This is a genomic window from uncultured Campylobacter sp., from assembly GCF_905371695.1.
Lineage (GTDB): Bacteria > Campylobacterota > Campylobacteria > Campylobacterales > Campylobacteraceae > Campylobacter_A.
Genome location: NZ_CAJPMA010000012.1, coordinates 15,320 through 28,918, shown reverse-complemented (window position 1 = coordinate 28,918; position 13,599 = coordinate 15,320). Strand labels below are relative to the sequence as shown.

Annotated in this window: 10 protein-coding genes and 1 pseudogene; 6 read left to right on the top strand and 5 right to left on the bottom strand. The window is 41.8% G+C overall.

The genetic code is table 11. The features are described 5' to 3' along the window. Positions 1-436, top strand: a pseudogene (locus QZ147_RS02125) (hypothetical protein); the annotation flags it as partial. Positions 437-788: 352 nt separating this feature from the next. Here QZ147_RS02125 and QZ147_RS02120 read toward each other — a convergent pair. From QZ147_RS02120 to QZ147_RS08990, 3 genes are all read right to left on the bottom strand, one after another. Then, a complete protein-coding gene (locus QZ147_RS02120) occupies positions 789-2,615 on the bottom strand; it encodes a site-specific integrase (RefSeq protein ID WP_295146556.1) in 1,827 nt (608 codons plus the stop codon). 35 nt (positions 2,616-2,650) lie between these two features. Further along, positions 2,651-2,803 carry a hypothetical protein gene (locus QZ147_RS02115; protein ID WP_295146555.1) on the bottom strand — a complete coding sequence of 51 codons (153 nt, stop codon included), beginning with the start codon at positions 2,801-2,803 and terminating at the stop codon, positions 2,651-2,653. Positions 2,804-3,073: 270 nt separating this feature from the next. Next, positions 3,074-3,373, bottom strand: a complete 300-nt coding sequence (locus tag QZ147_RS08990) for an integrase core domain-containing protein (protein WP_366508761.1) — start codon at positions 3,371-3,373, stop codon at positions 3,074-3,076. A gap of 9 nt (positions 3,374-3,382) precedes the next feature. Here QZ147_RS08990 and QZ147_RS02110 point away from each other — a divergent pair, with 9 nt between their 5' ends. The 3 genes from QZ147_RS02110 (at position 3,383) to QZ147_RS02100 (ending at position 7,714) form a co-directional block, all read left to right on the top strand. Continuing rightward, the gene (locus QZ147_RS02110) at positions 3,383-4,468 is read left to right on the top strand and encodes a TonB-dependent receptor (protein WP_295146554.1); all 1,086 of its coding nucleotides are present in this window, start codon (positions 3,383-3,385) and stop codon (positions 4,466-4,468) included. A 316-nt stretch (positions 4,469-4,784) separates the two neighbouring features. After that, a complete protein-coding gene (locus tag QZ147_RS02105) occupies positions 4,785-6,875 on the top strand; it encodes a TonB-dependent receptor (RefSeq protein ID WP_295146553.1) in 2,091 nt (696 codons plus the stop codon). A 32-nt stretch (positions 6,876-6,907) separates the two neighbouring features. After that, on the top strand, positions 6,908-7,714 hold the full coding sequence (locus QZ147_RS02100) for an alpha/beta hydrolase-fold protein (protein WP_295146551.1): 807 nt from the start codon (positions 6,908-6,910) through the stop codon (positions 7,712-7,714). Between the two features lie 512 nt (positions 7,715-8,226). Here the strand turns inward: QZ147_RS02100 and QZ147_RS02095 are convergent. Next, a complete protein-coding gene (locus QZ147_RS02095) occupies positions 8,227-9,138 on the bottom strand; it encodes an AraC family transcriptional regulator (RefSeq protein ID WP_295146549.1) in 912 nt (303 codons plus the stop codon). A 113-nt stretch (positions 9,139-9,251) separates the two neighbouring features. Here QZ147_RS02095 and QZ147_RS02090 point away from each other — a divergent pair, with 113 nt between their 5' ends. Next, positions 9,252-11,207: a TonB-dependent receptor gene (locus QZ147_RS02090; protein WP_295146548.1), complete on the top strand. Its 1,956-nt coding sequence runs from the start codon at positions 9,252-9,254 to the stop codon at positions 11,205-11,207. 8 nt (positions 11,208-11,215) lie between these two features. Next, the gene (locus tag QZ147_RS02085) at positions 11,216-11,977 is read left to right on the top strand and encodes a hypothetical protein (RefSeq protein WP_295146547.1); all 762 of its coding nucleotides are present in this window, start codon (positions 11,216-11,218) and stop codon (positions 11,975-11,977) included. A gap of 249 nt (positions 11,978-12,226) precedes the next feature. Here the strand turns inward: QZ147_RS02085 and QZ147_RS02080 are convergent, their stop codons facing one another. Further along, entirely contained in the window at positions 12,227-13,393 is a 1,167-nt protein-coding gene (locus QZ147_RS02080; protein ID WP_295146545.1) for an MFS transporter, read from the bottom strand. Positions 13,394-13,599: the final 206 nt, after the last annotated feature.

The window sequence follows — 13,599 nt, the reverse complement described above, 5'->3', positions numbered from 1 at the left end:
CGGCTTTTTGTTGCTCTCTGACGGAGCAGAGCATTCGCTTTATCACAAAAAAGAGAAACGTCTAGCCGCCGCACTTTTTGGCATAACAAGCGCATTAAGGTACGTAGCCCCAAAAGAGATAGAAATGGGCTTAAAGCAGAGCTTTGAGAGTGTTGTGGCAATGGCCACAAGCGATGATTGTTCTATTGCCATGATGTCAAAAAAAAGTGCTTATGCCATATTTGACAATGAAACAAAGATGGATTTTTTGGGTATAGCATCTTACAAAGCCGTGGTCAAAAGTGATAAAATTTTGGCATTTTTATCACGCCCACGCACCTTAAAGCAGATCTCTAGGCATATCAATTTAAAGCAAAAGATAGCCAAAAAACACGTTTTACGGCTTTGCAAGCTAGAACTCATACGTTTTAAAAACGGTTTTGTGTTTTTTAGCTAGTCGCTTAAAATAAACTAAAAGGATTTTGTTTGATCGTAGCTTCAAGTAAGGGATTTTATATTCAGGCCTATACCGCAGGACAAGAGTATGGGCTCAAAAGTTATTTTAGTATAGGTTGTTACTAGGGTTAAGGGGATATGTGCTAGAATTTGATTAGGCTGTGGCGAAGTTCTAAAAAGACTCTATAGGGCATTTGACAGGCTTTAAACGATAAATGGCATTATCTATTATTTTATACCTAAAATAATACTAAATAGAATATAAAAGCAATCTTGCAATGTCTATCTTGTAAATAGCCAGGATACTCTCTAAATTTATCTATTATCTATTCATGCCGAGACGACTCTTTAAATTAATCCTCAAGCATCCCGCCCTCCTCATATTTAACCATCTCAACCTTTGCTTTTAACGCATTAACGTTAATCGGCGTAGCGTAGGTGTTTAGCAAAATTTTATACTGTTTTTCGTGACCTACTATTTGGGCGATGGTATCGTTTGCTATCTCTTTTTGTACCAAATAATTTATAAAATAGTGCCTAAACGAATAAAACGTCTTTTTAGAGTCTTTGGTTATTAGTTTTCTTTGGATCTGATTTCTAAAAATTTCAGAGAAATCCTTGTTCGTAACTTTAAAGATATTTCCACTCCTTTTACCATTAACATAATCAAGTAGTCCTAATTCTATTAATTTACTATGAATAGGCACAAACCTAATACTATTTTTGGTTTTAGTAGTTTTTCCGTCATCGGTGTTGATGCTAAAACAATAAATCCCGTCTTTTAAAACCATATCTTTTTTATGAAGCTGAGTAATCTCTTTTATCCTCATACCGCTATAAGCGGCTATCATAGTAATATAGTAAAGCTCATCGGCCTCTATCCTAGAGCTAGGCGATTTACCGCTTTGCTTTATATTAGATACTATGTCAAATATCTTTTTAGCTTCGGTTGCGTCGTACGGTAGCACGGCTCTATCGCTAGGGTCTATATCTAGCTTGATGTTTGTTTTTGCGGTTATGCTTTTATTTATATATCCACTATCAAAGCAGTAGTTAAAAAACTGAATAACCCTTATCATGTATTTTTGGATAGTAACTTCGGAGAGCTTATCGTCGCTTTCTCCTATTTTAAGTATCTGAGATAAATTTTTATCTTTGTACTTACTCTTTTGAGCTAGTTTGGCAGGAACTTTATATAGTAAATCCTTAAATTCCAACAAATTATCCCTAGTAATATTAGCTACCGGGGTTTTTTCGCTAAAATATAAAAATAGGAGTTTTCTTACGCTAGCCACCAGTCTCCCGGTATCTTGCGACCATTTATCAAGCTTTGAGGTATTGGCCTCAAAGATTTCAAACGCCTCTTTTAAAGTTTTTTGATTTTCTAAATTTGCGGTTAAGTTCTGATTAAAGCCGCTTAAAGAAGGGGCTTGGGGTGCTTGCCTAATCTCATACTCTTCGGTAATTTCAGCTCCAGGATCAATCATGCCGAAGCTATTCTTGTCGTCTATTTTTACCTTTATGCTTTTACGAGGATAAGGATTTTTTACGATATCTTCTATACTTCTATTGCCGTCGTTTACTTTAACTAATTCCAAATTCGAGGTAGAGCCGTATTTTTTATCTAATATAGCGCATACAGTATCGCTTAATCTTTGCGCCATAGCTTCAAACTGCCCGTCCGTCATCGGCAAGCATCCTTTATCTTCCAGTTCTTTTATATTATCCCGAAACGAATCGATACTCTTTGCGTCAAACGCTGAGGCTACGGCTTGCTTGTTTATAAAGACCGTATCTGGTTTATCCAGACTACCGTTAGAATCGTCCAGGTCTTCATCGTCAAGGAACTTTTGCTCCTGCTTATCGTCAAACAGTAGACTGCTTTTTTCAAGCTTAGAAATAAGGTAGTTAAGGGTTAATATGTTTTTCTCTAAAAGGGTTTGTCCGGTGGCTTGTTTATCTTTATCATCCAAGACGCCGGCTATATTATTTACGTCTTTAACGAGTATATCGGGAAACTCACCGTCGATCAAATTTTGTTTAAAATAAGCGTTTAGAGCATTTAAGAAATCTACGTCCAGCTTTTTATTAAGAAGCGAATGCTCTTTAATGCTCTTGCTAAGCTTTATCCTCATAAACGAATTTACGAAAGACTGAACTATGCTATCATTAAGATTCATATAAACCGCCCTTTTTATAAGGTAAAGATTGTTATCTAGAATCTTAGCCGTTTTTTAGCTTTTTCCAAGAGATTCGTGGAGGTAGAAAAGCAAATTTCCCGTTTTTCGTTAAAAAACTTTCTGATGCTAGGAGTAAGCACGGCTCTGTAGTAATATATGCCGTTTCGCTCTCTTAAGTGATGTGCCATATCTGTCACCGGTGGACAAAAGTGGAACAGTTTTATATACGTATGAAATAAAAATCACTTAAAGTGCCGTAGTTTCGGGATTTTAAGAAGCAAATTTAAAATTCCTCATAAGCCGGAGGTCGGGAGTTCAAGTCTCCCCCGTGACACCAAATAGCTCTAAAATACGGGTTTTCTACGATTTTATATCGCAATTTCCTTTCATAAAATATAGCTTAAAGTTTGTAGCAAATTTAAAAATTTATGTAGCAAAAATTTAAGCCGTTTCTAATTTTAACATGTTTTTTTAAAAAAAACCGCAAATAAATGTCCGCATCCACAACATGCGGCACTTTTTGTCCTCATACTCCACTGGATCTTATACCCTAGCGAAGTATGAGTTAAAATAGTATTATAATCAATGAGCCATTTAGCCATTTTCCGATTAAATTCATTTAGATCGGTAAATAGCAGATCTTCGTTATAAGATACGAACATATCTTGTATGGTTTTATTAAATCTTTCGTTATGCGCATTCATCTTGGGATATCTTGGATAAGTAAAATAGTGAGTTAGATTGTATCTCTTAACAATATCTTTAAAATGTTTTCAAACGCCTTTACGCTTACTAAGGAGCTAAATTTCGAGAGATTTAAGCACAACATCGCAGTCGGCTACGATAACAGCGTCGAAACTCGCCATCCAAGGCTCTGGTATAGCAGAACTCATATGCAAGATATCGACCCATACGCATCTAGGGGTAGCTGGGCGTCAAACAGAAACGTCCCGTTTACGACCGACAACAAACACCGTGCGATCAATCACGGCGTGTTTTTCGAGGATCTAATCAGCCTTGACGACACGTATAGATTGATGCTAGGCGGCAGGTTTGATTTTTATAAATTTAAAACCAGAAACATAAGAGGCCAAACAAACAGCTACACCGGCGACTCGTTTAGCCCGAGGGTCGGCTTTTTATGGGACTTCGCGACCGATCACACCGCTTATATCTCGTATTCGCAGAGCTTTGCGCCCTACGGCGGTAGAGGCAACATCGGCATCAGCACCGAAGATACGTCAAGACTGGATCTAAAACCGCAAAACAACGTCCAATACGAAATCGGACTAAAAAGCACTTGGGCGGATAATAAATTTAGCTCAAATATCGCGGTGTTTCAGATCGAACATAAAAACATCCGCTATCAACCCGATCCTACAAACGATCCATATACTTGGGCAGTTCGCGGCAAGGAGCGTAGCCGCGGTATCGAGCTAAACGTGCTAGGGCAAATTTATGAAAATTTATACCTGCGTAGCTCGCTTGGCTACACGAACGCTAAGGTTACCAAAGACAACTCAAACCCGCTAAACGAAGGGCTTAATCTAAATGAAACCACGCGCTGGCAAGGCAACGTCTTTTTACGCTACGTAAATGCCGACAAATGGTACGTAGAAAGCGGCGTTACCGGCTACTCCAAACGCTACTTTTACTCTACTAACGGCGGTAGAATCCAAGAACAACACTTGCCTGGCTTTGCCAGAGTGGACGTGAGTGCTGGATATAGCTTCACCGAGCATGCGCAAATGACGCTAGCGATAAACAATCTCTTTGATAAAAAATACTGGCGCTCAAGCTCAAGGCTAGGCGACGAGAGATCGTTTATGGTGAATTTCCACTACAATTTTTAATTAAAACGTAAAAACGATAGGTTATCCTATCGTTTTTACTGATTTTAAAACCGCTTCATCCATCGCGCTCCAAAAGCTAAAAACTTAGTGTCAATGACTTCGCTTTGAATGCGGGATGGATAAAATTCAAAATTTAACATACCTTATAAGCTTTAGAAATTGCCTCAAACCCATCTTATTAAATTGGCCATCTCGCCTTTGGCAGCAAATTCTATCTATGTACGATAATTAATATTAATTTTATTCCATATTAGTTATCATTCGCGAATAAAGATTGATAACTTAAATCAATATTAAGTATTCTAAAGGATTTTATATGATTATTTCAAAGAATAAAGTTTTTGTACCTATTATCTCTCTAGTATGCGCAATAAATTTACAAGCAGTAGATAATATAAATTTAGAAGAGGTCGTAGTCACGGCTAGCGGTTTTTCGCAAAGTATTAAAAATGCGCCGGCTAGCATTACCGTTATAAAAGGAGAAGATCTTAAAAAAGACAGCTTTACCTCGTTGCATAGCATCGCCTCAAAAGCTCCGGGAGTTAGCGTTATAGGCGGCGAGGACGGGCCCGCCAGCGGTATCTCGATCCGCGGCATGGAAGGTTCGCAAACGCTAGTTCTCATAGACGGCAAAAGAGTAAATTCAAGCGCGGCCAATCCAAAAGGCGGCGCCGGCGATATGAACTCAAATTTTATCCCGCCGGTTGAGGCGATAGAACGTATCGAGATCATCAGAGGACCGATGAGCTCGCTTTACGGTAGCGATGCGGTGGGCGGTGTCATAAACATCATCACGAAGAAAAATTTCGATAAATTTAGCGGCTCCGTGAGTATATCCGGTATCGCGCAGGCTCATAGCGGCATCGGCTCGCAGCGCCAAGCGGACTTTTATCTTAACTTCCCGCTTCTTAACAAATACCTCGGTCTTCAGCTCTGGGGCTACAAAAAATTACGCGACGAGGATAGCTATCCGGGCGGCTATCAAGAAAGCGATAAGAAAAACTTTAGCGCCAAACTATGGATCACGCCCGACGAATACAATAAATTTTATCTCCTAGCCTCCCAAGAACGCCACGAATACTCTAGGACCGTCGGCAAGACGGCAACCGTAAGGACAAACAGGCTGCTAAATAGCTACGACTACAAAAAAGATAGCTACGGAGTAGGATACCTGGGAAATTTTGAAAATTTAAATGCCGACGTGAGCTACATTTACGATCAGACGAAGCGAACGAGCCTCTTTGATAGCTTAACGCCGGCCGACGTCAAAAACCACAGCTTTAACTCCAAATTTAGCACCTTCCTGGATTCGCATACGCTAACTTTCGGCTATGATTTCAGTAAGCAGACGGTTAAAACCACATTTATCGTATCAAATTCAAGTAGAAGCGTGCTGCGAAACCCGAAAGCCTACTCCATGAAAGAGCATGCGGCATTTTTAGAAGACGAGTGGGAAATTTTAGACGACAAGCTTTATTTGACGCTGGGCGGTCGCTTCACGCATAACGAATTTTTCGACGATCATCTCTCGCCGCGTGCGTATCTAGTTTATAATCTAAGCGACAACTGGACGCTAAAAGGCGGCGTAGCGACAGGATATAAGACGCCCGACGTCAATCAAATCTCGCCGGAAGTAGGCACCATACAAGGCGGCTGGAGGATAGTAGACTTCGGTAACGCAGACCTAAAACCCGAAAAGAGCTTAACTTATGAAATCGGCGCTTACTACGATAGCGGCGAGGATTTTAGAGGTTCGGTTACTCTATTTAGAAACGAGTTTAAAGATAAAATCCTAGATACCGACGGCAGCAGCATAAACCGTATTCCGGCATTTGGCTCGTGCACTACGGCTCCGCACGTAAACTGCCCGGGCTGGGGAACTTACTTTAACATCGACGGTGCAGACGTCTGGGGCATCGAGCTTAGCGCAGACTACGACATACTAAAAAATCTAAATTTGCGCGGCAACTACACATACAACAACTCCAAAATCAAAACCGGCGACCCGACGATCAACACCCCAAACGGCCCGGTCAAATTTAGTCAGACCAATCTTAGCCGACTAGACGGCAAATCTCTGACCGCAACGCCCGAGCACGCGGCAAATTTGACGCTTACGTATAAGCCTATCGCAAGCGTTAGCACCTTTGCCGGGGCAAACTACGAGAGCGAGCTAACCAGCGTCAAATTCGGTCCCGGCAATAAAGTAAGCGAAAACGACAAAAAGCTTTTTACCGTCGATTTGGGTGCTAGCTGGGAAGTAAATAAAAATTTAAGCCTAAATTTGACCGCTTATAATATCTTTGATAATATCCGCTACGACGAGGGAATGGCCGATGACGGCAACTACTACTGGTATCCTGAAGAGGGCAGGAGATTTTGGTTTAAGGTAAGCGCGAAGTGGTAAGGATTGTTAAATTATTTTTGGGAGCTTTGATTATGATTGGTGTAGCCAGCGCAAAGCCTACTCAATACATAGAGCCGATAGATGAAAGCGTTTATCGGCTTTTTGATGTAAAATACTCCATACTAGAAAACGCGGGCGGGGAAACATATAAAATTTTTCAAGCCATCCCGAAAAACCGCAACGTTTATCCAAAAACGATTTTTATGCTCGATGCGAATGCGCAATTTTCCGTATTGCTTAATTTATTTAAAGATTTTACTTCAAACGACAATGTACCGCTTATCATAGGCGTCGGATACGATACGCCGCTAGCTTACGATACCGCAAGGCGAACAAAGGACTTAACGCCGTTAGCCCAAGGCGACGAATACGAGCAAGGCGGCAATGCGGACAAATTTTATAAATTTATAAAAGAGAGGCTAGTGCCGTTTGTGGACAAAGAATACGATATAAAAAATAGCGAAAAAATATTTTACGGCCACTCTTTTGGCGGACTATTTTTAGTTTATTCGCTTCTACAAAACGACGGTATATTTGATGAGTTTTTTATAGCCTCTCCGTCTCTTTGGTGGGGAGATTCAAAAATTCTAAAGGAGGCCTTAGGCAACGACGGCAAACTAAAAATTAGATTAAAGGCGAGTTTTATAAGACTTAGCGTAGGAGAATTAGAAAAAAGGGCGGGCAAAACAGACAAAGAAAATATACTAAAAGCGGCCGATTTAGCTGAAATTCTAAAAAAGTCGGGCGTAAAATACGAATTTAAAATCTACGAAGGGCAAGGACACGGCGACGTAATACCGCTAGTGCTAAAAGATATCGTAAAGCATGTAAGCGAATAATTTAAAGACATTGTTAGAGGCAATTATTTTTTAATATCTAAATTTATGCCAAAATACAAAACAGAAAAATAAAAGTAAATTTTTCTATAAACTCCAATTTGCTTTAATTTAATAAAAACAACCCCTACATAGGTAATATGTTAATACTTACTTAGCAAACTCAAATGAGTTTGCTGTAAGGTCTTGGCAGACGGCCGATATTTTTCTTTGACCGAGCAAAAGAAAAATATGAAAACTTAGACGAAACTTTATCTCTCTAAAATGATTTTTCGTCGTTAAAAGGTCTAAGTTTTTTAATAGGAAAACTTTTAACAAATTAGGGTTAAAAGCTTATAAATGCTTCCGATTTGCAAGCATAGGCGTATAATATACGCTTTGGTAAGCACTGCTAGTTTGAGCATATTTTATTTTATATGTTGTCATATCAAATTTGTTCTAATTCCACTAGAAATATTATCTTAACAGGATTTTGAGAGCCGTTCACGGCAAATTTACGGGCAAATCTCGTAAAATTAATAATAATATTTTCTATTTTTCATCAAATTTTTGGGTGCCGTGCCGTAATAATCGCAAAAAAGCTTGCTGAAGTGGCTTTGATTTTTAAAGCCCGTCGCAGCCGAAATTTCAGCGATATTTAGCTCCGAGCCTTGCAGCATTGCCAGTGCTCGCTTCATTCGCTCTTCGCGCAAAAATTCGTAAGGAGTTTGCCCAAACAAACTTTTAAAGCCGACTTTAAGCTTAAATTCGTTCAGCCGCACCTGTTTTGAGAGCTCTTTTATAGACGGCGGATTTTTGATATCCATGCTTAAAATTTGCCTGGCTTTTTGTAGCGCGTTTTTGTCCGCTTCGTCTAGTATAACATGCTTATTTGGGCATTTTAGGCGGCTGAATTCGTTATAAATAAGCTCTAAAATTTTACTTTCTAAAAGCATTCTTTCAAGCGGCTCGTCGGCGTTTAGCGATAAAATTTGGTTTAATAAAATTTTATTTACGGCGCAGGTGTCGTTTTGCGAGACGAGTTTGTTTGCGCCAAGCTCGATAAGATCGCCGAAATTTGCGCTCATAAACGAGTTTTCTAGGAATAAATTTATTCCCGCGTGCGCGCCGCCGTAAATCTCTTGATCCGAGCTTGGTAAATCGACCGAGCTGATCGTGGATAGTCCGCTTTTGTATTCGATTTTGCCATTCGCCGAGCTTAGGCTGATGCCTCCTTGTAGGGTGAAATTTATAAAGCAACCCCGTAAAGCGTGAAAATCGCCGACAATTTTGGTATCGTCTTTGACGTCCATTTTTATCGCGCCGAAGGCTATTTCATTGCTTAGCGCGATATTTTTGGCGCGGATTTTGACGCCAATACCAGCCAAAACTCCGTCCTCGCTACTATTAAATTTATCCATAAAAACGTCTGCGGATACCGTGCGCAAATTTTTCCTTTAAATATAAAAATAAATCCGTCATTTATAAATTTCGGGTTGATAATAGATTTCAAAAATATTATACTATCCTTAAATTAAAGAATTTATAAAAGGAGTCTAAAATGAGAGAAATTTTGCTTTTAAGCGCGGTTGCGGCGCTAGCGATAGCAACCCCCGCCGTGAGGCTGGATGAGGTCAGCGTAACAGCTCAAAAGATCGATGAGAACGCTAGCGAGGTGGCGGCCGCGGTAAGCATGCTGGACGAAAAAGAGTTGCGGCTTAGAGAAGCAAAGGATCTAAACGGGCTTAGAAGCGCATCGTCAAATTTATCGTTTTTGCAAGGCGGAGGTATTTCGCTTTTTATCATGCGCGGCGTTACGAGCGATTACGCATTTGATAGCCCAAACGTCGGGTTTTATCTGGACGGCGTGAGTTATCTTGGCACTTACGGCAACTACGTATTTTTGGAGGATATCGAGCGTATCGAGATCCTAAAAGGGCCTCAAAGCGCGCTTTACGGCAAAAACGCCTACGCAGGCGTGATAAATGCGGTCTCCAAAGCTCCTACCAACGAACCGCAAGCAAAGATCGGACTAAAGCTTGGCGAGGATAGCCTTCGTGGTATTAGTTTTAACGTAGGCGGAGCGATAATAAAGGATAAATTTCTGGCCAGTTTTACCGGTTTTAGCGAAAAGAAAAACGGCTTTATGTATAACGAAAATTTAAACAAAAGCGACGACTACAAAGACGCTCTTTACGGCAAAATTTACTTTAGATTTTTACCTACGGACGAGCTTACGGTGGATCTTATTCAAAACTATTATAGGATAGCTAACGGCGCGCAAAGATCGAATTTGCCTAGCGCAGCCAATAGAACGCGCTACGCCAACGGCATGGAGGGCGAGGAAAACGCCAAAAACTACGAAGCATCGCTAAAGGCAGAATATAAATCGGGCGACTATGCGCTTACTTCGCTTACGACTTTCAGGGATTATAAAAACGACAGCAGCTACGACGGCGATCATCGCCCCGCGTCCTTGTTGGACGTGTATTACAAAGAGGACAGAAAGGATTTTACGCAGGAGTTTAGATTTAGCGCCGATAACGCGTATGGCAAATTCGTCCTAGGCGCTGCGGCAGGCGCTACGCAAAGAGACGTGCGAAGTAGCGTAAACAGCGTGATGTTCGGCGGTATTCGCTCGCTGCAAAATAACAAAACCAGAAGTAAAAACTACGGCGTTTTTACGCATAATGAAATTTATCTGCCGCTTGATTTTTCGGTTATTTTGGGAGCTAGATTCGACAAAGATAGGGTCAAATTTCAAAACCGTATGAACGGCGAAAATTTAAGCGATTCGTATAGCGCGCTATCACCCAAGATCGGACTAAAATACGCTATAAACGACGAGGTTACGGCGTATGCGAGCGTATCGAAGGGCTATAAACCGGGCGGCTTTTGGGCCGCCTCGCCTACGTCTAAAAAATGGTACGATAAAGAAACGATGACTAGCTATGAAGTCGGCGTAAAAGGGGCTTGGGAGCGGTTTGAGCTAGGCGCCGCCGTTTTTCGCGCCGATATCAAAAACAAGCAAGTAGTAAGCGTCATCGTAGCGCCTAATATCACGGTGGCAGAGAACGCCAGCAAGGCGCGCTCCCAAGGCTTTGAACTAGACGGCGCCGTGCTTTTGGCGGACGGATTAAAGCTTAGCGCAAATTTGGGCTACGCAAAAAGCGTCTTTAAAGACTACAAAGACGCACAGGGCGATTATAGCAGCAAATACGTCTATTATGCGCCAAGGCTAACTTATGGCGCAGGGCTTTCGTACGAGGCTCCAAGCGGATTTTACGCGGCGGCATTTTTGCGAGGACAGAGCAAATTTTATACCGATAAGGCCAATGTCGTAGAAAACGCGGGCTACGCGACCGTCGATGCAAAAGTAGGCTTTAATCACAAAAATATCAACGTTTATATTTACGCTAATAATCTTTTCGACAAAGATCACGACGTAAAATACGCCACGATGCACTACCTGTCCGACCCTCGCGAGATCGGCGTAAAATTTGAATATAAATTTTAAGGAAAAAGATGAAAAATTTTAAATTTAAAAGCGGCGAAAATCTAAGCTACGACGACTTTGGTAGCGATTTTAAAGATGTTTTGGTTTATCATCATCCGCTAATGATTTTTCCGCAAAATACCTTGATAAATTTCTGCGATAAAAATCAAATAAGGCTTATTTTGATATATAGAAGCGGGCATTTTAACAGCTCGCTTTTTAGCGCGGATGATAGTTTTTTTAAATTCGCCCTGCGCCTAAAAGAGTTTTTCTCGGCGTTAAATTTGGGCGAATTTAGCGTGCTGGGCGAGTCGGTGGGCGCGGCTTACGCCTACGCTACGGCTGTAGCTTGCAAAGAGGCGAAAAAGGTGTTTATACTAAGCGGATTTAACGCCCCGCCCGAGCTTTTGGCCGACTATGCCGACTATGCGCACATAAAGGAAATTTATGATTTTGCATCGCACAATACGCCTGAAAATACGGCGCAAACGGCGTGGGAAAAATACGGCTCGCAGGCTAAGGGTGCGCTAAAAGAAGCGATAAAAGCGCAGCTTAACGGCATCGGCTTTGACCTTTGGCTTCAAGCCAGACCGTGGGGATTTGAGCTAAAAGACGTCTCACAAAGCGTGCTTATGTATCACTCCAGGGCCGACGAGGAAGTACCTTTTGCCGTCGCTTCGCAAGTGTCGAGGATGCTACCGAACTGCGAACTAATCGCCGCCCAGGATACTCCTCATCATAGCGCAAAGGCGCTTTTGGATTTTTTAAAGATCATCAAAGAGCGGTTGTAAATTTGGCTTTTGCGTAAATTTTACGAGCCAAATAAGCTCGTTTTGCGGTTTTTCTCTCGTTGCAAGCGGGATTAAATTTATCGCCTTGTTTGCGCCCGAGACTTAAATTCGGTCTTGCGTTCGGGTGCATTTAATCCGCATTGCCGACGCGGGCTAAATCTGCAAAGCGATTTGCAAAATTCTGCGGAATAAAATTTACGCAGTTTTTTGTACTAGACGGCGACTTAAATCCCGCAAAATCGTAATCCGCTAGATAAATTTATAAATCTTTATAAAATAAACTAGGCTCAAAACGCAAAACGCCGCCGCGCCCAGCACGACCGCTCCGTAACTCAACGTCCCCGCCAAAAGCGTTCCGAGATAAAACGAAAATATCTGAAATGTCATATTTAGGCTGCTTTGCACGGCGTATTCGCTAGCGGGTCGCCGTCCCGAGGCACGTTGCATCATCATCGTGGAGATTATCGTCGCTTGCGCCATATATACCGCATACGCCGTGCTCGAAGCAAAAAGTACCGACGCGTGGTCCGTCCAGCCGCCGATAGGTAACCAGATGGCTAGGATGCCTAGCGTCTGCATCGCTACGGCGTATAAAAAGGCTCTTTTGGCGCCTAGCTTTTTTACCGCAAAGCCCGCCGTGAGCGCACCAGCGAAGCCAAATATCGTGCCGTATATGTGCAAGACCTCGCCGATATCTTCCAGCTTCCAGCCGATATCTACAAGCATCGGACTAAGCAGTCCAAACGCCGCGCAGATACCGATAGATTGTACGAAAAGCACGCTAAGCCAAGCCTTTTTGCCCTTAAAAAAGCCAAACATCGCCCTAAAATCCAGCCCCTCGCCGGCGTTTACGCGCTCAGGCTCTTTAAAGAAAGTAAGGCTAAGCAAGGAAACCGCTATCAAAGACGTCAAGAATAAATTCGCCTCGCTCCAGCCGAATTTTGCGTAGATTACGAGCGTTAGGCCGTTACCGGATACGTGTCCTATCAATCCGCCGCTAAGCTTGAGGGCGTTTGTGAAGCTTAAATTTGAGCTGCTTGAAATTTTGATAAAAAATGCGTTCGACGTCATCGTCCAGGTGGCCGAGATAAAAGCCAAAAGCACCGCTAAAGCGATTATGGCAGGTAAATCGTCGTGCGGATTTAGAAGCGAAACCGCATATAAAATCGCCAAAGTAAGGCACTGAAAGGCTAGGATAATCTTTTTGTAACCGCCTATTTTTAGCGCGATAGCGTCGATAAACGGCGACCACAAAAAAGCCAAAACCGCGAAAAGTCCAAGCCCTCTAAGCGCGCCGACGCGCTCTAAACTAAAACCGTCTTGACGCAGGATGCTAACGAGCCCCTCGCCGAAAAATCCGATGCAAATAAACTGCGCGATGCAAAGGCTAAGCACAGTTAGCGACCTGTAAAGCAAATTTATCCTTTAATTTTTTAGTTAGATTATATTTAAATGGATAGACGTTATCAAGAATATTTTGACGTTTGAGGGATAAATTTTTATATTTTAATAACTTTTGACAAAATTCGGCCGCATCACCAAAGTACAAAAAAGATCTAGGCATACGCTCCGATTTGGTGTAACCAGCTCGCACATTATATAACTTGGTATATGTTGGCAAA